The organism is Aeromonas sp. 600479 (assembly GCF_049175515.1).
GTDB lineage: Bacteria > Pseudomonadota > Gammaproteobacteria > Enterobacterales > Aeromonadaceae > Aeromonas > Aeromonas veronii_A.
Genome location: NZ_JAAKVF010000019.1, coordinates 43,376 through 68,921, shown reverse-complemented (window position 1 = coordinate 68,921; position 25,546 = coordinate 43,376). Strand labels below are relative to the sequence as shown.

General features: G+C 59.7%; 21 protein-coding genes. 16 read left to right on the top strand and 5 right to left on the bottom strand.

The annotated features are described in order from the left end of the window. Positions 1-54 precede the first annotated feature (54 nt). From ribD to glyA, 3 genes are all read right to left on the bottom strand, one after another. Positions 55-1,164 carry a bifunctional diaminohydroxyphosphoribosylaminopyrimidine deaminase/5-amino-6-(5-phosphoribosylamino)uracil reductase RibD gene (gene ribD / locus G5149_RS17660; protein ID WP_421213175.1) on the bottom strand — a complete coding sequence of 370 codons (1,110 nt, stop codon included), beginning with the start codon at positions 1,162-1,164 and terminating at the stop codon, positions 55-57. 199 nt (positions 1,165-1,363) lie between these two features. Then, positions 1,364-1,813, bottom strand: a complete 450-nt coding sequence (gene nrdR, locus G5149_RS17655; protein WP_005338880.1) for a transcriptional regulator NrdR — start codon at positions 1,811-1,813, stop codon at positions 1,364-1,366. Positions 1,814-1,963: 150 nt separating this feature from the next. Beyond that, entirely contained in the window at positions 1,964-3,217 is a 1,254-nt protein-coding gene (gene glyA, locus G5149_RS17650; protein ID WP_005338884.1) for a serine hydroxymethyltransferase, read from the bottom strand. A gap of 324 nt (positions 3,218-3,541) precedes the next feature. Here glyA and G5149_RS17645 point away from each other — a divergent pair, with 324 nt between their 5' ends. Next, entirely contained in the window at positions 3,542-3,826 is a 285-nt protein-coding gene (locus tag G5149_RS17645; protein WP_111899890.1) for a hypothetical protein, read from the top strand. 51 nt (positions 3,827-3,877) lie between these two features. Here G5149_RS17645 and torS read toward each other — a convergent pair whose 3' ends face one another. After that, complete coding sequence (gene torS, locus G5149_RS17640; protein ID WP_421213174.1) at positions 3,878-6,703, bottom strand: TMAO reductase system sensor histidine kinase/response regulator TorS; 2,826 nt, start codon at positions 6,701-6,703, stop codon at positions 3,878-3,880. 70 nt (positions 6,704-6,773) lie between these two features. On the opposite strand from torS, the gene torT reads away from it, so the two are divergent. Both torT and G5149_RS17630 read left to right on the top strand, forming a co-directional pair. Beyond that, a complete protein-coding gene (gene torT, locus G5149_RS17635; RefSeq protein ID WP_421213172.1) occupies positions 6,774-7,820 on the top strand; it encodes a TMAO reductase system periplasmic protein TorT in 1,047 nt (348 codons plus the stop codon). Between the two features lie 37 nt (positions 7,821-7,857). Continuing rightward, the gene (locus tag G5149_RS17630; protein WP_263085592.1) at positions 7,858-8,262 is read left to right on the top strand and encodes a GFA family protein; all 405 of its coding nucleotides are present in this window, start codon (positions 7,858-7,860) and stop codon (positions 8,260-8,262) included. Between the two features lie 36 nt (positions 8,263-8,298). Here G5149_RS17630 and torR read toward each other — a convergent pair whose 3' ends face one another. Then, positions 8,299-9,012 (bottom strand): two-component system response regulator TorR, encoded by a 714-nt coding sequence (torR, locus tag G5149_RS17625; RefSeq protein WP_421213170.1) that lies wholly within the window; start codon positions 9,010-9,012, stop codon positions 8,299-8,301. 145 nt (positions 9,013-9,157) lie between these two features. Here torR and torC point away from each other — a divergent pair, with 145 nt between their 5' ends. The 13 genes from torC (at position 9,158) to panF (ending at position 25,477) form a co-directional block, all read left to right on the top strand. Next, complete coding sequence (gene torC, locus G5149_RS17620) at positions 9,158-10,324, top strand: pentaheme c-type cytochrome TorC (protein ID WP_267516931.1); 1,167 nt, start codon at positions 9,158-9,160, stop codon at positions 10,322-10,324. A gap of 27 nt (positions 10,325-10,351) precedes the next feature. After that, on the top strand, positions 10,352-12,844 hold the full coding sequence (gene torA / locus G5149_RS17615) for a trimethylamine-N-oxide reductase TorA (protein WP_421213168.1): 2,493 nt from the start codon (positions 10,352-10,354) through the stop codon (positions 12,842-12,844). A 99-nt stretch (positions 12,845-12,943) separates the two neighbouring features. After that, positions 12,944-13,612, top strand: coding sequence for a molecular chaperone TorD (torD, locus tag G5149_RS17610; protein WP_337073545.1), 669 nt, complete (start codon positions 12,944-12,946; stop codon positions 13,610-13,612). Positions 13,613-13,619: 7 nt separating this feature from the next. Continuing rightward, positions 13,620-13,988: a hypothetical protein gene (locus tag G5149_RS17605; RefSeq protein ID WP_227341296.1), complete on the top strand. Its 369-nt coding sequence runs from the start codon at positions 13,620-13,622 to the stop codon at positions 13,986-13,988. A gap of 170 nt (positions 13,989-14,158) precedes the next feature. Then, on the top strand, positions 14,159-15,298 hold the full coding sequence (locus G5149_RS17600; protein WP_337073546.1) for a hypothetical protein: 1,140 nt from the start codon (positions 14,159-14,161) through the stop codon (positions 15,296-15,298). Continuing rightward, positions 15,288-15,911: a hypothetical protein gene (locus G5149_RS17595; protein WP_337073547.1), complete on the top strand. Its 624-nt coding sequence runs from the start codon at positions 15,288-15,290 to the stop codon at positions 15,909-15,911. The genes G5149_RS17600 and G5149_RS17595 overlap by 11 nt, the downstream gene beginning before the upstream one ends. Before the next feature lie 192 nt (positions 15,912-16,103). Next, positions 16,104-18,542, top strand: coding sequence for an EAL domain-containing protein (locus tag G5149_RS17590; RefSeq protein ID WP_419772933.1), 2,439 nt, complete (start codon positions 16,104-16,106; stop codon positions 18,540-18,542). 488 nt (positions 18,543-19,030) lie between these two features. After that, complete coding sequence (gene acs / locus G5149_RS17585; protein ID WP_216979389.1) at positions 19,031-20,977, top strand: acetate--CoA ligase; 1,947 nt, start codon at positions 19,031-19,033, stop codon at positions 20,975-20,977. A 284-nt stretch (positions 20,978-21,261) separates the two neighbouring features. Further along, entirely contained in the window at positions 21,262-21,711 is a 450-nt protein-coding gene (gene aroQ, locus G5149_RS17580; protein ID WP_216979390.1) for a type II 3-dehydroquinate dehydratase, read from the top strand. Between the two features lie 36 nt (positions 21,712-21,747). Then, positions 21,748-22,203, top strand: coding sequence for an acetyl-CoA carboxylase biotin carboxyl carrier protein (gene accB / locus G5149_RS17575; RefSeq protein ID WP_216979391.1), 456 nt, complete (start codon positions 21,748-21,750; stop codon positions 22,201-22,203). Between the two features lie 15 nt (positions 22,204-22,218). Further along, positions 22,219-23,559, top strand: a complete 1,341-nt coding sequence (gene accC / locus G5149_RS17570) for an acetyl-CoA carboxylase biotin carboxylase subunit (protein WP_216951972.1) — start codon at positions 22,219-22,221, stop codon at positions 23,557-23,559. A 207-nt stretch (positions 23,560-23,766) separates the two neighbouring features. Further along, entirely contained in the window at positions 23,767-24,030 is a 264-nt protein-coding gene (locus G5149_RS17565) for a YhdT family protein (RefSeq protein ID WP_005338912.1), read from the top strand. After that, positions 24,020-25,477, top strand: coding sequence for a sodium/pantothenate symporter (gene panF, locus G5149_RS17560; protein ID WP_421213166.1), 1,458 nt, complete (start codon positions 24,020-24,022; stop codon positions 25,475-25,477). The genes G5149_RS17565 and panF overlap by 11 nt, the downstream gene beginning before the upstream one ends. Positions 25,478-25,546: the final 69 nt, after the last annotated feature.

Genomic DNA, 25,546 nt, shown 5'->3' with positions numbered 1-25,546 from the left:
CAGATCACCTTGCTGATGACGGGGGCAGCTGCTGCCCCCTTGAACATTGAAAGATCAGGCTATTTTGGCGGTAATGCGAATATCCGGCCCCACCATGCGCACATCCTTGATGGCGAGCTTGGGCGCCTGGAACAGCCGGGTCAGACCCGGCAGATGGAACAGGCCGCGCCCTTCGTCACCCATCAGTTTGGGCGCCTGATAGAGCACCAGCTCATCCACCAGCCCTTTTTCCAGCAGAGCGCCGCAGAGCCGCGGGCCCGCCTCGATGAGTACCGAGTTGACATTCTGCTTGGCCAGCAGCATGAAGAGGCTGACCAGATCCAGCTTGCCATCCAGCAGCGGCAGCTCCAGCTGCTGCACCCACTCGGGCCACTCGCCGGACGCCTTGTGCCGAGCCAGCAGCACCGGGCTCTCGCTCTGGAACAGCGGCAAGTCGGGTGTGAGGCGGTTTTGCGAATCGACGATGACCCGCAGCGGCTGGCGCAGGGCCTCTTTGGGATAGCTCGCCTTGACCGAGGGGGGCAGCTCGTCCCAGCGCACGGTCAGGGAAGCGCCATCGGCCAGCACGGTTTCGGCGCTGGAGAGCACCGCATCGTGGCGAGCCCGCAGTCGCTGCACGTCGCGGCGCGCATCGGGGGAGGTGATCCACTGGCTCTCGCCGCTCGCCATGGCGGTGCGGCCATCGAGGCTGGCCCCCAGCTTGACGGTCACCCGCGGGAAGGCGGTACGCATCCGCTTGAAAAAGCCCGGGTTGAGCGCTTCGGCTTCACTCGCCAGCAGGCCGAAATCTGTCTTGATCCCCGCTTCGGAGAGCATCCGCAGCCCGCGTCCGCCCACCTGGGGATTGGGGTCAACCATGGCCGCGACCACTCGGGCTACACCGGCCTTGATCAAGGCTTCAGCGCAGGGGGGAGTACGGCCGTGGTGGGAACAGGGTTCGAGGGTCACATAAGCGGTGGCGCCACGGGCGTTGTCACCGGCGGCGCGCAGGGCGTAGACCTCGGCATGGGGCTCGCCCGCCTTCTGATGCCACCCTTCGCCAACCATCACGCCATCTTTGACCAGCACGGCGCCGACGCAGGGGTTGGGGGCCGTGGTGTAGCGGCCGCGGCGGGCCAGTTCGAGGGCCCGACTCATCCATTGGTAATCATCTTGACTAAACATTCGGGCTCCTTTGACAACACATCTCGGCTTTACGCAGTATCGTAGGTTCGATTAGCGCAGCGTAATCGGACGCGGCAACATGGGTGAGAATGGCGGTTTACTTCTCCAGCTTGGCAATCTCTTCGCCGAACTCGCGAATATCTTCGTGTCCTGAGGTAGAGAGGGGCGAAGCGGATATCCACTTGCCCATCCGATACCATCATTTCTCCAATTTGGCGATCTCTTCACCGAACTCGCGAATATCTTCGAAGCTGCGATAGACGGAGGCAAAGCGGATATAGGCCACCTTGTCCAGACTCTTGAGCTCATCCATCACCAGATTGCCCACCAGCTCGGAGGCGACTTCGCGCTCGCCGGTGGCACGCAGGCGGGATTTGATATGGTTGACCGCTTTTTCGATGGCCTCCATGCTCACCGGCCGCTTCTCCAGCGCCCGCAGGATGCCAGCGCGCAGCTTGTCTTCGTTGAACGGCTCGCGGGAGCCGTTGGACTTGATGACGCGGGGCATCACCAGCTCGGCCATCTCGAAGGTGGTAAAACGCTCGTGACAGAGCAGACACTCACGACGGCGGCGCACCTGATGGCCTTCTGCCACCAGACGGGAATCGATCACCTTGGTATCAACCGCACTACAGAATGGGCAATGCATCGGACCTCCGGCGTTAATGGAACAGGGACCGGCCCGGCGGGCCAGGATCTAGGTCGGCCAGTGTAGCACGGCCATCCAAAACCGGTAAAAGCCAGAAAAAACAATGCCACCCGCAGGTGGCATTGGTCTCAAACCGGATGGTCTGACTTATCAGCCATAAACCGGGAAGCGGCGGCAGATATCCAGCACCTTCTCACGCACGGTGGCCAGCACGGCATCGTTGTCGTGGTTGTCCAGTACGTCGCAGATCCAGTGGGTCAGCTCGATGGACTCGGCTTCCTTGAAACCGCGGCGGGTGATGGCCGGGGTACCGATACGCACACCGGAGGTGACGAACGGGGAGCGCGGGTCGTTGGGCACTGAGTTCTTGTTGACTGTGATGTTGGCTTTGCCCAGCGCAGCGTCAGCATCCTTACCGGTCAGCTCGCGGCCGATCAGATCAACCAGCATCAGGTGGTTGTCGGTACCGCCGGAGACGATCTTGTAACCGCGCTCGATAAAGGTGGCGGCCATCGCCTTGGCGTTTTTCACGACCTGAGCCTGATAGGTCTTGAACTCCGGCTCCAGCGCCTCTTTGAAGGCAACGGCTTTACCGGCGATGACGTGCATCAGCGGGCCACCCTGACCACCCGGGAAGACGGCAGAGTTGAGCTTCTTGTAGAGCTCCTCGTCGTCAGCGGCGGAGAGGATCAGACCACCGCGCGGACCGGCCAGGGTCTTGTGGGTGGTGGAGGTGACCACGTGAGCGTGGGGAACCGGGTTCGGGTAGACGCCAGCGGCAATCAGACCAGCCACGTGGGCCATGTCGACGAACAGGTAGGCACCGACCTTGTCGGCGATTTCGCGCATGCGGGCCCAGTCAACGATGCCGGAGTAGGCAGAGAAGCCACCGATCATCATCTTCGGCTTGTGCTCGACAGCCTGACGTTCCATGTCGTCGTAGTCGATCTTGCCGGACTCATCGATACCGTAAGGCACGATGTTGTAAAGCTTGCCGGAGAAGTTGACCGGAGAGCCGTGGGTCAGGTGACCGCCGTGGGCCAGGTTCATGCCCAGTACGGTGTCGCCCGGCTGCAGCAGAGCCATGTAAACGGCGCTGTTGGCCTGGGAGCCGGAGTGCGGCTGCACGTTGGCGTAAGTGGCACCGAACAGCTCTTTGGCGCGCTCGATAGCCAGGGTTTCAACCACATCCACATACTCGCAACCACCGTAGTAACGCTTGGAGGGGTAACCTTCAGCGTACTTGTTGGTCAGCTGGGAGCCCTGGGCTTCCATGACACGGGGGCTGGTGTAGTTCTCAGACGCAATCAGCTCGATATGCTCTTCCTGACGACGGGTTTCGTCTGTGATGGCCTGCCACAATTGCGGATCATAATTGGCGATGGTCATGTCACGTTTCAACATCCGTTTCTCTCCTGAAAATCGTTTGCGCGTTAGGTGAAGTGGGCGCGGGCATTGTAACGTGAGCTGGATCAAAGAGACAGTCCAACCACCTAAAAAAATGTTGAATTTATGTTGTAAAAAGCAAGATTCCCTCCCCGTTCAATACCCTGGCCACTCCGCCAAACGACACTTTTTTCATCCCGCCGCGGGCGGGCAAAACCCGAAGGGGATCACAACACCCTCTTTATCCATCCTGTAACATATTAATTCGAAACAAATTTAATGATGATGGAGCTGATTGCAGCCATGCATCCGAGGGGCTGCACCTAACCGGAGGAGTTCAAGATGGACCATCTGCTGACATTCGTGATCCTGGCTGTCTTTTTTCTGTTCTACTGGGTCTACTACACCAGCCAACGCAAACATCTCCCCACCACCTCGTGGGATCAACTCCCCACCAAAGCCGACTATCTGGCGGCCCACCCTGAATCAGTCGATGGCGATATCATCTTCTGTTATCACTGCGGCCACCACGAGTTGCTGGAGGTAGGCATGGTGCACCTGACCGATTTTCGCCGAGAATGGGTCTGTGCCAAGTGCAAGCAGGTGCTGTTTCGGGAGATAGAATAACAGCGCAGGGGCTGGCTACCCTCCCTAAACGCCGTACATCGCCAGCAGGGATCAGAACGGCGCATCCCTGTTGGCCGCCAGCCACTGCTGCAACCCGCTCACCGCCGCGTCAAATTGCGCCCCGATTGCCGCAGGCTCCCCGCATCCCGCCCCAAGAGACGCACAGTGGCTGGCAAATTCGGTCAACCCAAGCGCCAGCGCACTCCCCTTGAGCTTGTGCGCTAGCTGACGTTGCTCACTCCCCTCACCCTGAGCCAACTTATCTACCAACACCCGCCCTTGCGACTCAAACAGCGCGACCAGCTGGCGGATCCGCGCCATGCCGAGCAGGGGCAGATCGGCATCCAGCACCGGATTGACCCACCCGGGCTGGTTAGTTGGGGGCACGGCTACTGATAACTGCACCTGCGGCTCGATAGAGGCCCCTTCTTGCCGAAATAGTTGATCTATGGCGTTCGCCAGCACCGCCAGCCGCACCGGCTTGCCGACAAAATCGACGAAGCCGGCGGCAAGGCAGTGGCGGATATCCTCCGGATACATCTGGGCCGAGATGGCGATGGCTGGCAGCGGCCGTTCATGCATCTCCTCACTGATGGCTGCCAGATCCTCGCGCAGGCTCATCCCGTCCATATCGGGCAGATTGATATCGAGCAGCGCCAGCTCGAAGGGACGCTCGGTCACCAGCGCCAGCGCGCTGCGACCATCCTCCGCCAGGGTGACGCGATGGCCGAGGCGGGTCAGCATGCCTTGCGCCACCAGCCGGTTGATCTCGTTATCCTCCACCAGCAGGATGTCACGGGACTGGCCAAGGTGCAGCGGTTGCGCCTCGGCAGGCAACTGGGCGCTCGAACGCTGCAACGGCAAACTGAAGCTGAATTCACACCCCTTGCCCGGTTCGCTGGCAAGGATAAGCTCGCCCCCCATGGCGGCCACCAGCTTGCGGCTGATCGCCAGACCCAGCCCGGTGCCGCCCTGATGGCCTATATCACGCTTGCGCTGGCGAAACGCCTCGAACACCGCCTCCTGCTCATCGGCCGGAATGCCGGGGCCGGTATCGCGCACCACGAAGCGGATGCAGGGCTCGGCGCAAGGGCCTTGGCAGGCAAGAGGCGCTACCGTCAGGGTAATCTGGCCACGGGCGGTAAACTTGACCGCATTGCCGAGCAAGTTGCCGAGCACCTGGCGCAGTTTGCCCAGATCCCCCTCGACCACAGGCGCCAGCCCGGGCGCATATTCCAGCGCCAGAGTGACCCCCTTGGCCTCTGCCTTTGGCCGGAACAACGCGCTGAGCTCATCCACCAGCTGGAACAGGGGGAAGGGTTCGCGGCGCGCCTCCACATGGCCCGCTTCTATCTTGGAGTAGTCGAGAATGTCGTTGAGGATCTCCAGCAGGGATTCGCCACTGTGTTCGATGGCGGCCAGATAGCGCTGCTGGGTATCGCTCAGGTGGGTATCTTCCAGCAGTGTCAGGCCACCCAGAATGCCGTTCATGGGGGTGCGGATCTCGTGGCTCATGGTGGCGAGAAACACAGACTTGGCGCGGTTGGCCTGCTCTGCCTCGGCGCGGGCCTGCCGCTGCTTCTCCACCTCCTCATTGAGCCGCTCGTTGGCGTGGCTGAGCTGGCCAGTGCGCTCCTCGACCCGCGACTCCAGCTCGCGCTGATAGCGGCCCAGCTCCACCGCATTGTCACGAAACACCTGCAGGGCCCGCCCCAGCTCCGCCAGCTCATCGCGCCCGGTACTGGCGATCGGCTCAAGGGGGGCCAGATCCCCGCGCGCCAACCGGCTCATCCCCGCCACCGCCCGTTGCAGTGGCCAGACGATCCGGCCATAGACCATGCGCCACATCAGCAGCATCAGTAGTAGCAGGGTGAGCAGGCCAATGGCCATCAGCGCCTGCTCCAGCAGCCTGAGGCGCTGGCTTAGCGCCTGCTGGCTCTGCCCCAGCGAATCGCGGGCACGGCTGACCAGCTCTCCGACCTGCTGGTTGAGGCTGCTCATCAGGGCCTCATTGGCATTGGCCAGCACCCGCAGCGCCTCCCCCTTGCCGAGCCAGTCGCTGCGCAGTTGCACCAGCTTGTCGCTCTGCGAAAGCACGGTCAGCGCCTGCTCCACCGCCTGACGGCGTGCCGGGTCGGTCACCGCCCCGGCCCGCAGTTGCAAGATGGCCAGCTCCCGCTGCCCCTCTTGCAATAGCGTTTGCAACTGTTCCTGTCGTTCGCTGCGCCACATCTCCTCGATGCGCTGCTGCTGCATCAGGGTGCGATGACGCAGCTCGGTCATCTGCTCCAGCCAGTCGAGATCCTGCTCCAGCAGGCGGTCCAGCGTCCGAGTCGCCTGCGCACCTTGTTGTTGGTAGAGGGAACCCAACCCCGCCACCATCACGGTTTCGGCGTTCTCCATCTGGCTGCGCGCCAGCTCGGCGATCTGCCCGGCCGCCGCCACCAGACGGGCCCGCTGCGCCTCCCCTTGCGCCATCAGGGTCAATCTTTCCCCCACCAGCCAGCCCTGCTGGCCCAGATTGCCGATGATGCTCTGACTGAGCTGATCGAGGCTTGTTGAACCCTGCCCACGGCCGAGTTGCGCCAGTACCTGTTGCAGCTGTTGCCCCTGCAGGGTGAGCAGGCGTCCCTGATGCTCCCGCTCCTGCTCGCTGGTTGCGGTGGCCAGCAGCCGTGACGCGCTCTGGATCTCGCCGCTGAGGCGAGAGAGCGTGCGGGCCAGCTCCTGATCGGCCAGAGTCTGCTGCACCCCTTGCTCCAGCTGGCGCAGATGGCTAAGCCCCACCCAACCCAGCAGGGAGGCACTCAGTGTGAGTAATGCCATCAAGGAGAAGGCCAGCAGCAACTTGCCACCCAGGCCGGAAAAGATTCTCACGGGAAGTCCCTTGGTTGTGGTCGGCTTTGACCGGATAATATGGCCCAACACTTTAACAAAACCCCTGACCATGCGAAGCGTCTATCTCTCCCCGTTGTTGCTGATCTGGTTGCTAATGCTTCCCCGCGCCGCCCTCGCCTTTGCGGTCGATATCTGGCCCGCCGGCGAATTCAGCGGCCAGCCGGTGCGCCAGCAGTGGCCGGAACCTGCCGCCGCACCCAAACCGCTGACCCTCTGTGCCCTCTACCCCCATCTGCGCGACGCCTACTGGCTCTCGGTCAATCAGGGCATGGTGGACGAGGCGAAGCGGCTGGGAGTCAAGCTGCAGATCCACGAAGCGGGGGGTTACGGCGCCCTCGCCGAGCAGCGCCAGCAGTTGCAGCGCTGCGTGCAGGAAGGGAGCGACGCCATCTTGCTCGGCGCGGTGAGCTATCAGGGCTTGCGCGAGGCCATCAAGGTCACGCCGCTGCCGCTCTTTGGGCTGGTCAACGATCTGCCCAGCGGTCTGGTGCAGGCGAAGGTGGGTGTCTCCTGGTACCAGATGGGCTGGCAAATCGGCCACTGGCTGGCGCAGCGCCACCCCGCCGGCAGCAAACCGGTCTCGGTCGCCCTCTTCCCCGGCCCGCAGGCAAGTGGTGGCAACAACTTCGTCGAGCCGGGCTTTGCTGATGCCATCAAGGGGAGCGCCATCAAGCTGGTCACCACCGAACGCGGCGACAACAGCCGGGAAATCCAGCGCACGCTGGTGCAGCAGACGCTGGCCCGCTATCCCGACCTCGACTATCTGGTGGGGGGCGCCATCGCCGCCGAAGTCGCGGTCAACGAGCTGGCGCAGCGCCATCTCGACAGGCCCCGGGTGCTGAGCACCTACTTCAGCCACGGGGTACAGCGGGGCCTGCGCCGGGGCAAGATCCTGGCAGCCAACAGCGATCAGATGCGGCTGCAGGGGCGCCTTGCGGTCGCTCAGGCGGTCTGCCTGCTGCAACACCCTGATGCCAGTGCCGAACAATGTCCGCGGGTGATGGGACCACCCATTTTGACGCTCTCTGCACCGCTGGCCGACCCCGCAGATTCCCTCTCGGATGGCGCTTTTCGTCCCGTCTATCGGGTCGAATAGCCGTTCCAAATCCGATTAGCCCACTCAAGGAGAAGAGATGAAAGAGTTACATGCCAGCTGCCTGTGCGGCGCCGTCGCCCTGACCCTGCCGGATCAGTTCGACTATATGGGGAACTGCCACTGCAGCGAATGCCGCAAGTTTTCAGGGGGAGATTATGCCTCGGTCGGCGGACTGGATGGCAACAATGTCACCATAGTGAAGGGGGAAGAGGCCATCGGCCGCTACCGGAAATCGGCAGAGACCACCCTGGCCTTCTGTCGTCACTGCGGTTCCAGCCTGTTCAGCCAGAAGAGCAGCAGCGGCAAGATCAATCTGCGCCTCGGGGTGCTGGACGATGTGCCAAGCCAGCGGCCCGCATTTCACATCTTTGTCGGCTCCAAGGCGCCCTGGCACCAGATTGGCGACGACTGCCCGCAATTTGATACCCGCCCGCCGGTCTGATACCCGGTCAAACAGGTCAAGGCCGCCGCAACGGGATCAGGAGGCTATCTCACCGGCAAACAGATAGCCTTCACCATGGACGGTAACAAACAGCTGGGGATCCCGCGGATCCGGCTCCATCTTGCCGCGCAGCCGCCGGATCAACACGTCTATGGTGCGATCGCTCGGGCCATCGCCGCGATGGCTGATAAGGGTCAGGATCCGCTCCCGGCTCAGCACCCGCCCGGCATGGGCGACAAAGGCCACCAGCACTTCATATTCGGCCTTGGTCAGGCGCACCGGCACCCCGTCCTTGCTGAGCTGGCGGCGGGGAATATCAAAACGCCAGGGGCCAAAGCGCACCGCATCGTCAGCCACCGCAGGCTCACTTGGCGCGGCGGCAGCCAGCGAGATCCGCCACAGCAGATTCTTGACCCGCACCAGCAGTTCCCTGAGCTCGAACGGCTTGGTGACATAGTCATCGGCCCCCATCTCGAGGCCGACTATCCGGTCTACCGCATCACTGCGGCCGGTGACCAGAATGATCCCCACCGTGCTGCGCGCCCGCAGTTCACGGGTCAGCAGCAGACCATCTTCCCCCGGCAGGTTGATATCCAGCATCACCAGATCGACCGTTTGTACCGCCAGCACGGCGCGCATCTCCGGGCCGTTTTCGACCGCCGTCACCCGATAGCCCTCCCGCTCGAAATAGCCGGTCAGCTTCTCGCGGGTAACCGCATCATCTTCAACAACCAGAATGTGGTAGCTCATGGGCAGGGTTCACGATGGTCGACAAGGGAGGATTATTCTATTCACATTTTGTCATAAATACCCCTATTTCATTAATTTGTGGCGGCAGCCCTGTTCACAACGCCTCCCTATCATGGCTCCCATCAAAAAAGTGATGTGAGAGAGCATGATGAAAAAACTGTGGCACTTCCTGCGCACCCCCAGCCGTCGCTGGTCGGTACTGGCGCTGCTTCTGGTGGGCGTCGGCGTCACCCTCGCGGGCACCGTAGGCCTGCACTATGGCTTTGAGAAAACCAGCAGCCTCGAATTCTGTATCTCCTGCCACTCCATGAAAGACACCGTCTATCCGGAGTACAAGGAGTCCATCCACTTCAAGAATGCCTCAGGGGTACAGGCGGTCTGTACCGACTGTCACCAGCCGAAGGATTTTGTCGGCAAGGTGGCCCGCAAGATGGAGGCGGCCAACGACCTCTATCAGGAGTACATAGGCCACAGCATCGACACCCAGGAGAAGTTCGAAGACCGGCGCCTGCATCTGGCCGAGAAGGTGTGGGCGCGGATGAGCAGCCAGAACTCCAAGACCTGCAAGTCCTGCCACAGCTACGACAACATGGATCACGCCAAGCAGTCCCCGGCGGCAGCGCTGGCGATGAAAGATGCGGCGGCGAAGAACATGAACTGCATCGAGTGCCACAAGGGCATCGCCCACGAACTGCCCAACATGGCGGGCGGCTTCCGGGCCACTTACGCCACCCTGGTCAACGACGCGCAAGAGGCGCCAGCCGCCGAGACCCTCTACAACCTGGGTGAAAAAGATCTCTATGCCAGCGAACAGAGTACCGACCCGGTCGGCAAACTGCTGCCCGCCTCCCGCATCGACGTGGTGGACCGCAGCGGCGATCGCCTCAAGGTGACCATCGAAGGGTGGCGCGAGAGCGATGGCAAGGGCCGGGTGCTGAGCGAATACATGGGCAAGCGGGTCTTCGTCGCCACCATCCGTGACGAACTGAAAGCGAGCGAGAAAGTGCTCAAACAGGAGACCGACAGCACCACCCATATCAAGTGGGAGCAGGTTCAGGTGCAGGCCTGGGTCGATGGCAAGGGCTTTGAGTCCTCGCTCAAGCCGATCTGGGATTACGCCGGCGAGATGTACAAATCCACCTGCAACTCCTGCCACGGCGCGCCGGATCCCGCTCACTTCACTGCCAACGGCTGGATTTCGGGACTCAAGGCGATGTCTGCCTACTATCGCCTGAGCAAGGAAGAGGAACGCACCCTGCTCAAATACCTGCAAAACCATGCCGCCGATACCGGTGGTCAGGGCAGCCACTAAGTCCGGATTCGAAAGAGGAATAACAAGATGATCAATATTTCCCGTCGTGGTTTTCTGGGTGGCTTGCTGGCCAGCGGTGCCTCTGCCCTGATCGGCCCCTCCCTGCTCGGTCGCGCCGTGATGGCCGCCGAGTCCGGCGAAAAACTGGTGCAGTCCGGCTCCCACTGGGGCGCCTTCCGTGCCCGGGTGGTCGATGGCCGCTGGGTCGAGACCCTGCCGTTCGAGCACGACAAGCACCCCACCGACATGCTCAAGGCCTTGAGTGAAGTGGTCTACAACCCCTCCCGCATCCGCTACCCCATGGTGCGGCTGGACTGGCTGCGCAAGGGGCACCAGTCCAACACCAGCGAACGCGGCCAGAACCGCTTCGTGCGGGTCACCTGGTCTCAGGCGCTCGATTTTTTCTATCACGAGCTGGAGCGGGTGCAGAAAACCTATGGCCCGAGCGCCCTCTATGCCGGCCACTCCGGCTGGCAGTCAGTGGGCAAGCTGCACTCTGCTGGCGCCATGTTGGGGCGTGCCATGAACCTGCACGGCACCTATCTGGCCAAGGCCGGTGACTACTCCACCGGTGCCGCCCAGGTGATCCTGCCCCACGTGGCGGGCGCCATGGAGGTGTACGAGCAGCAGACCTCCTGGCCGCTGGTGCTGGAACACAGCAAGACCATCGTTATCTGGGGCTCAGATCCCATCAAGAACCTGCAGGTGGGCTGGCTGGTGCCGGATCACAGCGTCTACGACTACTGGGCGCAGCTGAAAGAGAAGGTGGCCAAGGGCGAGATCCGGGTGATCAGTGTCGATCCGGTCAAATCCAAGACCCAGAAGTACCTCAATTGCGATCAGGTGACCCTGAGTCCGCAAACCGACGTGCCGCTAATGCTGGGTATCGCCCACACCCTCTACAGCGAGAAGCGCCACGACGAGAAGTTCCTGAAAGACTACACCACCGGTTTTGACAAGTTCCTGCCCTACCTGCTGGGCACCAGCGATGGTCAGGTGAAGGACGCAGAGTGGGCCGCCGCCATCTGTGGCGTACCAGCCGAAACCATCCGCGAGCTGGCCCGCACCATGAGCAGCGGCCGTACCCAGCTTATCGGCGGCTGGTGCGTGCAGCGTATGCACCACGGCGAACAGTACGCCTGGATGCTGGTGGTACTGGCCTCGATGATTGGCCAGATCGGCCTGCCGGGGGGCGGTTACGGCTTTGGCTGGCACTACAACGGGGCGGGCACCATCACCTCCAGCGGCCCTATCATGTCAGGTTTCAGCTCGGTCATTCCCGGCGTTAAACCACTCCATGACGGCGACTGGAAGGGCTACTCCAAATACATTCCGGTGGCCCGCTTCGTCGACTGCATCCTCAATCCGGGCAAGCAGATCGCCTTCAACGGCCAGACCATCACCTACCCCCACATGAAGATGGCGGTGTTCTGCGGCAACAACCCGTTCCACCACCAGCAGGATCGCAACAAGATGGTCGCCGCCTGGCGCAAGCTGGAAACCGTGGTCAGCATCGATCACCAGTGGACGGCCAGCTGCCGTTTCGCCGATATCGTGCTGCCCGCCACCACCACCTATGAGCGGGACGACATCGAGCAGTGGGGTTCTCACTCCAACGCGGGCATTCTGGCCATGTACAAGGTGGTGGAGCCGCTGTTCGAGGCGCGCGATGACTATGACATCTTCGCCGATCTCTGCCGTCGCTTCGGTCGCGAGGTCGAATTCACCGGCGGCAAGAGCAAGCTGGAGTGGATCCAGAGCATCTATGACGATGCCCGCCTGCAGGGCCGCGGCATCGGCATCCGTCTGCCCCGTTTCAGCCAGTTCTGGCACGGGGAAGGCTTCGTCACCTTCCCGGCAGGCCAGCCCTGGGTGCGTCACGAGTCGTTCCGTCAGGAGCCGGATCTGGAACCCCTCGGTACCCCGTCTGGCCTTATCGAGATCTACTCCAAGACCATTGCCGACTACGGCTATGGGGATTGCCCGGGCCATCCGGTCTGGATCGAGCCCTACGAGCGCTCACACGGCGGGCCGGGCAGCAAGCAGTACCCGCTGCACCTGCAATCCTGCCACCCGGACAAACGGCTGCACAGCCAGCTCTGCTCCTCCGACAACTATCGCGCCACCTACACAGTGCAGGGTCGCGAGCCTGTCTACATGAATCCGCAGGATGCCAAATCCCGCGGCCTCAAGGACGGCGATCTGGTGCGGGTGTTCAACGGCCGCGGTCAGGTATTGGCTGGGCTGGTGGTGAGCGATGACTACGCCCCCGGCGTAGTCCGGATACAGGAAGGAGCCTGGTATGGCCCGCAAGAGGGCGGCAAGGTAGGGACTCTCTGTACCTACGGCGATCCCAACGTGCTGACCGCCGACATAGGCTCCTCCAGCCTGGCGCAGGCCACCACGGCCCACACCGCGCTGGTGGAGATCGAGAAGTTCCGCGGACAGGCGCCCGCCGTCACTGCCTTCGGCGCGCCGGAATCGGCCAAGGGCATCGACCCCATGTTCCCGGCACTCTGACCCCGGGGGGACGAAAGCGCCCCCTTGAGTTTCCTTTATTTTTAAAGTCGTTAGAATCGGGAGCCATCAAGGCTCCCGATTGCCATCCACGGAGGAAAAATGCAGGAATTTATGGCTACCAGCGAACGCCGGGCCGAACTCTACTGGTGGTTCTCCACCCTGTTCGCCGCCGAACTCAGTGATGAGCAGATCGCCGAATATGACACCTATGACGTGCGAAGCTTCCTGAAAAGCCTCTCCACCCTGGATCCGATGCGCGAAGCCGTGGCCGAGCTCAACGATGCTATCGCCCGCCTGCTGGTGCGCCCGGATCGCCAACTCGAACTCGCTGCCGACTTCGCCGGCCTGTTTCTGGTGGATCCCAAACAGGGCGCCCTGCCCTACGAATCGCTCTATCGTGGCGATGCCAAGCTGCTGATGCAGGCCCCGATGGCCGGGATGCAGGCCCGCCTCGATCGCCTTGGTATCAATGTCAGCGACAAATACAAGGAGCCTGCGGATCATCTGGCCATCGAGCTGGATCTGATGGGCAATCTCATCATCCGCGCGGCGGAAGCCAAGAGCGCAGCCGAGCGGGAACGCTGGCTCGACGAGCAGGAAGCACTGCTGCACGGTCATCTGCTGGGCTGGTTTGACAAGTTCGAAAGCGCCTGTCGCGCCGCCGACCGATTTGGTTTCTACGGCGCCAGTGCCCGTCTGCTGGGGGTCTTCCTCAAGATGGATGCTAACTACCTCTCTCTGGTCAAACCGGCACCGTCCGCCGACTGAGGCCGCGATGAAGACAGCCCTGCTTCTGATTGCATGCTGGCTGCTGGCCCTGATCCCGCTGGATCAGGGCATTACTCCCCTGATCGCGCTGCTGTTCAACCCGGATCGCGAGCTCTACGGCACCGCCCAGCTTACCGGCTTTGCCGGCATCCTGCTCACCCTCTACCTTGCCAATCTCGGCGTCGAGGTGGTGTTGCGCCGCCGCTTCCAGATTGCCGGCATGCTGGCGCTGCTGGCCGCCTGGATCGACTTCATCAACAGCAGCGGCAGCGAGTCGCACTTCCTGCTGCTCTACCTACTCGCCCTCCCGTTCCACCTGCTCGGCTGGCTGGTATTTGTGCGCGGTATTCAGGCATTTGGCCGAGAGAAAGGCTAAAAAACAGCCAATAATATTGCAAATCATGACAGCCAGGTCAGGCTCTTCCCAGTCATTACAAGCACATCGGTACAGCCCCCCGTAACATTTGCTTACATTCAGCTCCCGTTCAGTTTCACAAAAGCCGATATAGTGCCGCTCCTTTCGCCACACTACACAGGAGCAATAGTATGCCTCCACAGGATGCGCGCATCACAGGCCTCGATCTGTTGCGCGGGCTGGTCATCTTCATGGCAGTGTTTGAGCACTACACCGGTTATCTCAACTACTGGTACATCGATTTCTTCAATCGGGAGCATGCCTTGTGGGACAGCTTCTATGTGTCACACAAGGCAATGGCGGGACACCTGCTACCCATGGATCAGCTGACAGCACACGCATCAGCCTGGTTAATCCCCTGGGTAAGCCAGATCTACCTGGCCTTGGCCGCATTCAACCTGAGCCGCCGCGATCAGGCCAGCTTCAAGCCGCAGCTGGGCAGCAAGCTGGCCCTGTTTGCCAGCATCATACTGATGCTCTATGTCGAAGGGTTGGTCATCGCCCCCAATTTCGGCGAGGCCATCTCGTTCTACCCGGTCATGCTCTGGATGTGCCTGCTGGCGCTCTTCTCCATGGTGTATGCCTGGTTCGGCATCCGCGGCATGCTCCTGCTGACCCTTCTAAGCCTGCTGCTGGATCAACTCGGCGTACAGGAGTTGCTCGGCCATATCGACAGCTGGATGAAGCTGCACGTTCACCCCGACTATGAGCTGGATGCCCGTCTCGACCTCTTCATGGCCAGTGGCTGCTTCGGCTTTCTCTATGGCTGGTGCTGGCATCAGCGCCCACAATGGCGAGATCGCCTCAACCGTCTGGTGCTGACGCTGTCACTGGTGGCGCTGGCCATCTATCTCATGTTCGGCGAGACAAGCACGGTCGAGCTCAACGACATCTACGCCAATGAACACGAACTGGCGCTGGACATGATCGGCCGAGCCGGGATCTGGGGTATGGAGTTTCTGGTGATCGGTACCGTGCTCTGGCTACACCAACACAATATCCGTCTCTGCTGGCGACCACTCAACTGGATCGGTATGTACTCGCTGACCGTATTCATCTTCCACAAGAGCATCTTCGTCCATCTGTGGGGCCCCTTGCTACTGTGGTGGACTGCCCGTCAGGGCACCATACTGCCCAACAGTTTTGGCCTTATCATGTTGCTCTGCACTGCCAGCGTACTGCTTATTTATGCTTTCCAGCGCTCCGGCATCATCTGTCATCTGATGGGAATGCATCAGGATCGGGACTGGCAGAGACTGTATGGCAAATAAGAGCGGGTTACTGCTGCTCATTCCCCTGATGCTGCCTTTCTCGGCCAGGGCGCTGGTTGTGGGTAGCCAATGGCAACTCGACAGCAGCAACGCGGGAGCGGGGGCCGACTCCACGGTACAGCTCTGGCTCGGCTATGAACGGGAAACACAGATGGGCCTTGTCTTTATTGATGGCCAAAGCGCAGGCGTTGCGTTATCCCTTTATAAACAGAGCTTTATCGCCTTAGGGATCAGTCCGATGGTGGTGGCGGATCACTCCCGCTTTGGTGCGTTATGGCGCATGGGCTGGCAACTGGATGACGAACACCAGCTCAGCATTGGCCAGCTTTATGATGTAACCGGTCGCTATGGCCAGCTGTGGTATATGGAACATTCGCTTCCGCTGCCTGCCAACGTATCCTTCAATCTATGGCTGACAAGAGGCGACCAGGCATACATGTCCGCATATGAGAGCGAAGAGGGATGGCGCGAATGGGGAATGACGCTGGAACGTAGCTGGACATGGAATCAGTGGAAGCTTGGCTTGGAAGCGGGCGCGAAACAGTGGCTGATGAAAGAGCGTGACTGGCAACCCACCATCAGCCTGACCCTGCGCTATCAATTAAGCCTTTAATACATCTTGAGCGGAAATCGCGCCGCTGTGATTGCCTTTCACACCTCACCGCCTCCAAATGGATTTCATCACCAAGACTTACCATATATAACAATGAGATAAGGTTATTCCTCCCCCCCAAAAAAAGGTTCGTGCCATACTTAAAACCGTTAAATGACAAATAAATCAATGCCGGGAGCCATCATGGATGGAATGCTTTTCAAGGCCGATACCGAAACAATTCTGCCCACGCTGTCAGATCAGAGCATACTCGAACAACTACTGAATACAGCCCCCTTGGGTATAGGTGTCTTTGACTGCCATTTCCGTTATTGCAAAGTCAATCAGGTACTGGCTGATATCAATGGCAAGACCATAGAGGAACACAAGGGCAAACATCTGAGAGAGATTGTGCCCAAGCTGGCTCCAGTACTGGAGCCCATGTTCCGGCAAATCCTGCGCCACGGTAGGCCCTACGTGAATATCGCCATCACGGGGCAAACAGCGGCACATGGCAGCAGCGCAAGACGGTGGCAGGCAACCTATAGTCCGATGTGGAACGACAGTGGCAAGCCGAGCGGTATCCTCGCCATAGTGCGCGATATTACCGAACAGTACGAAACAGAGCAGCGGCTGCAACTGGCTATGAGAGCGGCACAAATTGGCGTGTGGGAGTGGTATGTTGCAGAGGATAGATTGCTGTTTAATGGAGAAATTGAACCACTGCTTGGCATACCAGCTCACCAGTTCAAGGGAGGGCTGCAGGCTTTCATTGACTGCTTTGAACCTGAATCAGGCCAGCAGCTCAGGACAGTTCTGCAAGGGAAAGAGCCCATCCATCTCACCCTGAGCTTCATCACTCCCTTAAATGAACGTCACTGGGTTGATATTCATGCCGATCATGTTGCAGCCACGGAATCCATCGGCCACAGAGTGATGGGCGTGATCCACAACGCGACGGCCCGGCGGCGTCAGGAGGAGCGACTCCATCAGGCCAACGTGGTTTTCGATACTACGGCCGAGGGAATTATTATTCTGGACAACAATCACCGTATCATTTCGGTCAACCCGGCTTTCACCATGCTGACGCAATATGATGCCGAGGAGGTAATAGGCCAAGATCCTGGAATCGTTATACATCCGAGACGCTATACCGACCTCGACTCACCATGGCATCAACTGCATCCGGACAATAATGCCTGGCATGGCGAAATGGCCTGTTTACGCAAAGATGGCAGCTACTTCTCTTCATGGCAGCAGATTAGTGCCGTCTACGACAACTTCAACAACACCACTCACTATGTAATTGCCCTCTCCGACATCAGCGCCATTCGCAAGGTGGAAGCCGAGCTGAATCATCTCGCTTATCACGATCCCCTGACCGAACTCGGCAATCGCCATCTGCTGCAGGAGCGACTGACTCTTGAACTGAAAACCGCACAACTCAACAACAAGCGGTTGGGACTACTCTTTATCGATCTGGATGGTTTCAAACTGATCAACGACAGTCTGGGGCACGGGGTGGGCGATGAACTGCTCAAGCGACTGGCAGAACGGATCCGAAATTGCCTGCAACCGAATGAGCTGGCTACCCGCTTGGGTGGGGACGAATTTCTGGTGCTCATCCCCTATCTGGAAGCACCTGACGAGCTGATAACACTCGCCAATACCTTGCTGACTGCGCTGCGTGAACCGGTCGAACTGTCCCATGAGCAGGTTGCTATCTCGGCGAGCATCGGCATCGCTATCTATCCGGACCACGCAACCACCCCTGAGACACTGATCAGTGCCGCCGACAACGCCATGTATGAAGCGAAGAGCCAGGGTCGTAACGGCTTCCAGTTCTACACCCCATACATGGCGGAACAGGCTCGAGAACGAATGCAAATTGAACAGGGATTACTCAAAGCTCTTGAGCTTGAACAGCTTTGTATTCTCTATCAGCCCATGACTCATCTTGCCGGCGGTCATCTGAGTGGGCTGGAGGCACTCTTGCGCTGGAAGCACCCCAATGAGGGACTGATCAATCCAGCCCGTTTTATTCCGGTTGCAGAAGAGTGCGGCCTCATCGAAAAAATTGGCGAATGGGTAATGCGCAATGCCTGTGCACAGGGAAGAAACTGGCTGGCCGCCGGCCTGCCGGTGCCCCGCTTGTCAGTTAATGTATCGGTGCGAGAGATGCGCTCACCCGGCTATGTGGAACAGGTCGCAACTATTCTGGCCGAAACAGGGTTTCCGCCTGAGCGACTGGAGATTGAAGTAACGGAAAGCATCATACAACGGGTTGATCAGAGCCTGGATCTCTTTACCCGGCTGAAAAATCTGGGGGTTCAAATTGCCATCGACGACTTTGGCACCGGATTTTCGTCGCTGAGCCTGCTCAAGACTCTGCCGATTGATCGCATCAAGATCGACCGGGCATTCGTGCAGGCTTTACCGGAGGACAAGAATAGCAGGGAGCTCTGCCGCACCATCATCAGTCTGGCAGACAGTCTGGAGATGGAGGTTACGGCAGAGGGTATTGAAACTCGAGCACAATATACCTTCTTGCAGTCACTTAACTGTGGTGAGGGGCAGGGCTACCTGTTCAGTAAACCGCTGCATGTAGAACAGATGCACGAACGCTTGCATTGCCAAAGCGTTCAGCAGTAGCAATATCAGGGAAACGAACGGCCAACGACTGGACAATCAAACTATTTTCCAAACGTCAGGGTAGGAACACCACCGTTATCCCGGTCATTGGCCATGCGAGTGAGCGGTGAGTCACCCGAGTAACGGGAGCCTGGCTCACTGAGGGAAAACCTGGCTCCCGGCTTTTTGTCCTGCCATGCATGACCAAGCTGCTCAGCAACCCGATCCCGTACAGTCTGTGACGGCTCCTGGTGTGTAATAGCAAACTCTTTGGGAGGCTTGTCTGCAAGAACAGGCGCATCAAACTGCCACAGGGATGCACAGAGCAACAGAGAGAACATAACAACCTCTATCAATCAAAAACACCTTTTTACCCACTCACCGCGTGAGTGTCACCCATTACCCTGTAACCAAATGTTGCTGTCTATCCAAAAGTCTAATTGCCCCCCTCGACCAAAGGTATAAGTTGTTACTTAATTATTAAAAGTATGTATTCAAAGGAGTGACAGATGAGCGAGAGCAAGGTCTACCCGGTCAAACCCCACATCAGCAGCAATGCACTGCTAGACAAGGGCGACTACGCCGCCATGTATCAGGCCTCCGTCGAGGATCCCGAGACCTTCTGGGGAGAGCAGGGAAAAATCCTCGACTGGATGAAACCCTATAGCAAGGTCAAAAACACCTCCTACGATCCGGGCCATGTCTCCATCAAATGGTTTGAAGATGGCCAGCTCAACGTCTCCGCCAACTGCCTCGATCGCCATCTCGCCGAACGGGGCGACAAGGTTGCCATCATCTGGGAAGGGGACAACCCCGCCGAAGATCGCAAACTCACTTACCGCGAGCTGCACGCCGAAGTGTGCAAATTTGCCAACGTATTGAAAGCTCAGGGGGTACACCGCGGCGATGTGGTCTGCCTCTACATGCCCATGGTACCGGAAGCAGCTATCGCCATGCTGGCCTGTACCCGCATCGGCGCGGTACACAGCATAGTATTCGGCGGCTTCTCGCCGGAAGCGCTGGCTGGTCGCATCATCGACTCGGGCTCCCGCATCGTGATCACCGCCGACGAAGGGCTGCGTGGTGGCCGCCCGGTGCCACTCAAGAAGAATGTGGATGAAGCGCTCACCAACCCGGATACCCAGGTCAACAAGGTGATCGTGCTCAAGCGCACCGGTGGTAATATCGCCTGGCACAGCCACCGCGACATCTGGTGGCACGAAGCAACCGCAGCCGTCAGCAGCGACTGCCCACCCGAAGCGATGAATGCCGAAGATCCGCTCTTTATCCTCTATACCTCCGGCTCCACCGGCAAACCCAAGGGGGTGCTGCACACCACCGGCGGTTATCTGGTCTATGCCACCCTCACCTTCAAATATGTGTTCGACTACCACGAAGAGGATATCTACTGGTGTACCGCCGACGTGGGCTGGGTCACCGGTCACTCCTATCTGGTCTACGGGCCGCTCGCCAACGGCGCCACCACCATCATGTTCGAAGGGGTGCCCAACTACCCGGCCACCAACCGCATGAGTCAGGTGGTGGACAAGCATCAGGTCACCATCCTCTATACCGCACCGACCGCCATCCGTGCCCTGATGGCCAAGGGCAACGAAGCGGTCACCGGCACCTCCCGCCAGAGCCTGCGCATCATGGGGTCAGTGGGTGAACCCATCAACCCAGAAGCCTGGGAGTGGTACTACCGCACCATTGGCGACGAGCGCTGCCCCATCGTCGATACCTGGTGGCAGACCGAGACTGGCGGCATCCTCATCACCCCGCTGCCCGGCGTCACCGACCTGAAACCGGGTTCGGCTACCAAACCGTTCTTCGGCGTACAGCCTGCGCTGGTCGACAACATGGGCGAACCGCTGGAGGGAGCCACCGAGGGCAACCTGGTGATCACCGACTCCTGGCCGGGTCAGATGCGCACCGTGTTCGGGGATCACGAACGCTTCGAGCAGACCTACTTCTCCACCTTCCCGGGCCGCTACTTCACCGGCGATGGTGCCCGTCGCGACGAGGACGGCTACTACTGGATCACCGGTCGGGTGGATGATGTACTGAACGTCTCCGGCCACCGCATGGGTACCGCCGAAATTGAATCGGCGCTGGTGGCCCATCCCAAGATCGCCGAAGCGGCGGTGGTAGGGGTTCCTCACGAGATCAAGGGTCAGGGCATCTACGCCTATGTCACCCTGATCGCCGGGGAAGAGCCGAGCCGCGAGCTGCACAAAGAGGTGAAGGAGTGGGTGCGCAAGGAGATTGGCGCCATCGCCACGCCAGATGTCATTCACTGGGCGGAGGGGCTGCCGAAGACCCGCTCCGGCAAGATCATGCGCCGGATCTTGCGCAAGATCGCCACCGGCGAAACCGACAGTTTGGGGGATATCTCCACCCTGGCGGATCCGGGTGTGGTGGACAAGCTGATCCGCGAGAAGTCGGAAGCAGCCTGATCTCCTGCCAACTCTTGTTCAAAGCCGGCCTTGTGCCGGCTTTGTTGCTTCCACAGCGGTACAAACAGCCTGAGCCGCTGAAACTGGACGCACAGGGAGGAGCGTTCAATAAATAGTCAGATGTAGAGATTAGACCAGTAAAATGCTGCTAATTTTCACGAAATCAATATAATTACGAAATCTGTGTGCCAGGGCACACCGATTTGCGCAGAAAATGGCTAGATTTCTGGTAGTCCACAAGATAGCTGACAGATAGCAGCATTATCATCGAGGATGCACTCAATATGTCGCAAAATCACCGTATTCTCCTGCTCAACGGACCAAACCTGAATCTGCTGGGCAAACGGGAACCGGGCATCTACGGCAGCAAGACGCTTGATGAGATCGTCGCCGATCTGAAGCTCAACGCCAGCGAACTCGGTGTCACTCTGGAACATCTGCAATCCAACGCCGAACATGAGTTGGTCAGCCGCATCCATCAGGCCATGGGTCAGGTGGATTTCATCATCATCAATCCAGCCGCCTTCACTCACACCAGCGTCGCCATCCGCGATGCGCTGCTGGGTGTCGCCATCCCCTTTATCGAGGTTCACCTGTCAAACGTTCATGCCAGGGAGCCATTCCGTCATCACTCCTATCTGTCTGATGTCGCCAAAGGGGTCATTTGTGGTCTGGGGGCCGATGGCTATCAATTCGCTTTAACCGCGGCCGTGCGCCATCTGCACGCGGCTTGATAATCACTGATCAGATAAAGAAGAAAGAGAATGCTAATGGATATCCGCAAAATCAAGAAGCTGATTGAACTGGTTGAAGAGTCCGGCATCGCCGAACTGGAGATCTCCGAAGGTGAAGAGTCCGTTCGCATCAGCCGCAACTTCGCAGGCCAGGTCACTGCCGCACCGCAGATGATCATGCAGCAAGCAGCCGCTCCGGTTGCCGCTCCAGCCGCCGCCCCGGTTTCCGCTGCGCCGGCCGCAGATGCCGCACCGAGCGGTCACCTGATGCGCTCTCCCATGGTTGGCTCCTTCTACCGCTCCTCCAGCCCGGAAGCCAAGCCGTTCGTGGAAGTGGGTCAGCAAGTCAATGTCGGCGATACCCTGTGCATCGTCGAAGCCATGAAAATGATGAACCAAATCGAGTCTGACAAGGCCGGTGTGATCAAAGCGATCCTGGTTGAAAATGGTCAGGCCGTCGAATTTGACGAGCCGCTGTTCATCATCGAATAAGGGAAATCGCCACCCATGTTGGACAAAGTAGTCATCGCCAACCGCGGTGAAATTGCCCTGCGGATCCTGCGCGCCTGCAAAGAGCTCGGGATCAAGACAGTGGCCGTTCACTCCACCGCCGACCGGGAGCTCAAACATGTGCTGCTGGCCGACGAATCCATCTGTATCGGCAAACCAGCCAGTACCGACTCCTACCTCAACGTTCCGGCTATCATCGCCGCCGCCGAGGTGACCGGTGCCGTGGCCATCCACCCGGGTTACGGCTTCCTCTCCGAGAACGCCGATTTTGCCGAAGTGGTCGAAAAATCCGGCTTCATCTTCATCGGCCCGCGCGCCGAGACCATCCGCCTGATGGGTGACAAAGTCTCCGCCATCGAAGCGATGAAGAAGGCAGGCGTACCGTGTGTACCGGGCTCTGACGGTCCGGTGGACAACGACACCAAGCGCAATGCCGCTATTGCCAAGCGCATCGGCTATCCGGTGATCATCAAGGCTGCCGGTGGCGGAGGTGGTCGTGGCATGCGCGTGGTACGCAGCGAGGCCGAGCTAGCCTCCGCCATTGCCCTAACCAAATCCGAAGCAGGCCAGTTCTTCAAGAACGACATGGTCTACATGGAGAAGTACCTGGAAAACCCGCGCCACATCGAAATTCAGGTGTTGGCAGACGGCCAGGGCAACGCCCTCTATCTGGGCGAGCGCGACTGCTCCATGCAGCGTCGCCACCAGAAGGTGGTGGAAGAGGCGCCGGCACCCGGCATCACCGCCGAAATGCGCAAGTTCATCGGCGAGCGCTGTGTGCGCGCCTGTATCGAGATCGGCTACCGCGGTGCGGGTACTTTCGAGTTCCTGTACGAGAACGGCGAGTTCTATTTCATCGAAATGAACACCCGTATCCAGGTTGAGCATCCGGTCACCGAGATGGTCACCGGTATCGATCTGATCAAGGAGCAGCTGCGCATCGCCGCCGGTCAGCCCCTGTCGATCACCCAGCAGGATATCCGCATCCGTGGTCATGCCATCGAGTGCCGGATCAACGCGGAAGATCCGGCCACCTTCATGCCCTCTCCGGGTCTGGTGCAGCGCTTCCACGCGCCGGGTGGTCTGGGCGTGCGTTGGGACTCCCACATCTATGCCGGTTACAAGGTACCGCCCCACTATGATTCGATGATCGGCAAGCTGATCTGCTACGGCGAGAATCGTGACATTGCCATCGCCCGCATGCGCCATGCGCTGGACGAGCTGGTAGTGGAAGGGATCAAGACCAACGTACCGCTGCAAAAAGAGATCATGAAAGACGAAAACTTCCAGCACGGTGGCACCAATATCCACTACCTGCACAAGAAGTTAGGTCTGTAAGGATCGCTGATAGAGACCCGATGACATTGCACGGTGGCAGTACCAACGCCCACTATCTGCACAAGAAGTTGGGTCTGTAAGGATCTCTGATAGAGACCGGACTTCCGGTGGAAGTCTGCTCCGCAAGGAGCCTCTGCTGAAAAAGGGCCATGGCGACATGGCCCTTTTTTGTTATCCTTGCGCCCCTCAAATTTGTCGGAGGCCAAGGTGAACCGTTTTGCTCTCGCCCGCCGGGAAGCAGCTTTCTGCCTGCTGCTGACCCTGCTCTACTTCTTTGCCTGGTATGGCACCGCCTATTTTATCCCGCTCCAGCTGGAGTTGTGGGGGCTGCCGTTGTGGTTCCTGCTCAGCTGCATGGTGATGCCGCTGCTGTTCATTCTGCTCTGCGCCCTGATGGTAAACCGGCTGTTTGTGGAGATCCCCCTCGATACCCACTCCCCTTCCGGCAAGGAGTCATCCCATGAATCTTGAGTTGATGCTGCCGCTCGTCATCTATCTGGTGCTGGTGCTGGGGGTGGGTTTCTGGGCCAGCCGCCATCGCGCGCAAGGCAACTTCGTGCAGGAGTACTTCATCGGCAACCGCAGCATGGGTGGGCTGGTGCTGGCGATGACGCTAGTGGCCACCTACACCTCGGCCTCCTCCTTTATCGGCGGGCCGGGCGCGGCCTACAAGATCGGTCTGGGCTGGGTGTTGCTGGCGATGATCCAGCTGCCCACCGTCTGGCTCACTCTGGGAGTGCTTGGCAAGAAGTTCGCCATCATCGCCCGCCGGGTCAATGCGGTGACCATCAACGATATGCTGTGGGCCCGCTACCAGAGCAAGGCGGTGGTGATCCTCGGCTCCGTTACTATCATCCTCGCCTTTATCGCGACTATGGTGGTGCAGTTTATCGGCGGCGCCCGCCTGCTGGAGACCGCCACCGGCCTCTCCTACCAGCAGGGGTTGATGCTGTTTGCCAGCTGTGTGCTGCTCTACACCATCATCGGCGGCTTCCGCGCCGTGGTGATGACTGATGCCCTTCAAGGGATCATCATGCTGATCGGCACCGGCGCCCTGCTGGCAGGAATTCTGATTGCCGGTGACGGCCTGCCGAACCTTATCCACCAGCTCAGGGAGATCGATCCCAAGCTGGTAAGCCCGCAAGGGGCCGGCGACATGCTGACCCAGCCCTTTATGCTGAGCTTCTGGATCCTGGTCTGTGTCGGGGTGGTGGGGCTGCCCCACTCGGCATTGCGCTGTTTTGGCTATCGCGACAGCAAGGCGCTCCATCGCGGCATTCTGATCGGCACCGTGGTCAGCGCCCTGCTGATGTTCGGCATGCATCTGGCTGGCGCCCTCGGCCGCGCCATCCTGCCCGGCATGGACAGCCCTGACAAGATCATGCCCTCCCTGATGATGGAAGTGCTGCCCCCCTGGCTGGCCGGGGTCTTTCTGGCGGCGCCGATGGCGGCCATCATGTCCACCATCGACTCCCAGCTGATCCAGGCTTCCGCCACTCTGGTGAAGGATCTCTATCTCAACTATCTGAGTCCAAAGCAGGAGAAGCTGGAGGTGCGCATCCCCCGCCTCTCCCTGCTCTGCACCCTGATCTTGGGCACCCTGGTGCTGCTGGCGGCGTTGCAGCCCCCCGAGATGATCATCTGGCTCAACCTGCTCGCCTTTGGCGGTCTGCAGGCGGTGTTCCTCTGGCCACTGGTGCTCGGCCTCTACTGGTCGCGGGCCAACGGCCCGGGCGCACTGGCCAGCATGGTCAGCGGCATCGTCAGTTATGGGGTACTGAGTCAGTGGGGGATCAAGCTGGCTGGCCTGCACGCCATAGTGCCAAGCCTCACGCTGGCGCTGGTGGTCTTTATCACGGTCAGCCTGCTGACGACACCGCCCTCGCGGGAAGTGCGCGAGCTTTTCGGGCAGAAATAATAAAAATATAAATTAGGGGTTCCAAAACTATCCCCAAATAGGTGTTTTCCGGTTAAACTGTGCGCCAAG

What these genes read in the sequence shown, in the direction of transcription:
- panF (WP_421213166.1), top strand. Translation starts at nt 24,020, where the DNA reads ATGAATCTTGAGTTGATGCTGCCGCTCGTCATCTATCTGGTGCTGGTG.
- ribD (WP_421213175.1), bottom strand. Translation starts at nt 1,164, where the DNA reads ATGTTTAGTCAAGATGATTACCAATGGATGAGTCGGGCCCTCGAACTG.
- G5149_RS17595 (WP_337073547.1), top strand. Translation starts at nt 15,288, where the DNA reads ATGGCAAATAAGAGCGGGTTACTGCTGCTCATTCCCCTGATGCTGCCT.
- aroQ (WP_216979390.1), top strand. Translation starts at nt 21,262, where the DNA reads ATGTCGCAAAATCACCGTATTCTCCTGCTCAACGGACCAAACCTGAAT.
- torD (WP_337073545.1), top strand. Translation starts at nt 12,944, where the DNA reads ATGCAGGAATTTATGGCTACCAGCGAACGCCGGGCCGAACTCTACTGG.
- acs (WP_216979389.1), top strand. Translation starts at nt 19,031, where the DNA reads ATGAGCGAGAGCAAGGTCTACCCGGTCAAACCCCACATCAGCAGCAAT.
- accC (WP_216951972.1), top strand. Translation starts at nt 22,219, where the DNA reads ATGTTGGACAAAGTAGTCATCGCCAACCGCGGTGAAATTGCCCTGCGG.
- glyA (WP_005338884.1), bottom strand. Translation starts at nt 3,217, where the DNA reads ATGTTGAAACGTGACATGACCATCGCCAATTATGATCCGCAATTGTGG.
- G5149_RS17600 (WP_337073546.1), top strand. Translation starts at nt 14,159, where the DNA reads ATGCCTCCACAGGATGCGCGCATCACAGGCCTCGATCTGTTGCGCGGG.
- torT (WP_421213172.1), top strand. Translation starts at nt 6,774, where the DNA reads ATGCGAAGCGTCTATCTCTCCCCGTTGTTGCTGATCTGGTTGCTAATG.
- torR (WP_421213170.1), bottom strand. Translation starts at nt 9,012, where the DNA reads ATGAGCTACCACATTCTGGTTGTTGAAGATGATGCGGTTACCCGCGAG.
- G5149_RS17645 (WP_111899890.1), top strand. Translation starts at nt 3,542, where the DNA reads ATGGACCATCTGCTGACATTCGTGATCCTGGCTGTCTTTTTTCTGTTC.
- torC (WP_267516931.1), top strand. Translation starts at nt 9,158, where the DNA reads ATGATGAAAAAACTGTGGCACTTCCTGCGCACCCCCAGCCGTCGCTGG.
- G5149_RS17605 (WP_227341296.1), top strand. Translation starts at nt 13,620, where the DNA reads ATGAAGACAGCCCTGCTTCTGATTGCATGCTGGCTGCTGGCCCTGATC.
- accB (WP_216979391.1), top strand. Translation starts at nt 21,748, where the DNA reads ATGGATATCCGCAAAATCAAGAAGCTGATTGAACTGGTTGAAGAGTCC.
- G5149_RS17590 (WP_419772933.1), top strand. Translation starts at nt 16,104, where the DNA reads ATGCTTTTCAAGGCCGATACCGAAACAATTCTGCCCACGCTGTCAGAT.
- torA (WP_421213168.1), top strand. Translation starts at nt 10,352, where the DNA reads ATGATCAATATTTCCCGTCGTGGTTTTCTGGGTGGCTTGCTGGCCAGC.
- G5149_RS17630 (WP_263085592.1), top strand. Translation starts at nt 7,858, where the DNA reads ATGAAAGAGTTACATGCCAGCTGCCTGTGCGGCGCCGTCGCCCTGACC.
- nrdR (WP_005338880.1), bottom strand. Translation starts at nt 1,813, where the DNA reads ATGCATTGCCCATTCTGTAGTGCGGTTGATACCAAGGTGATCGATTCC.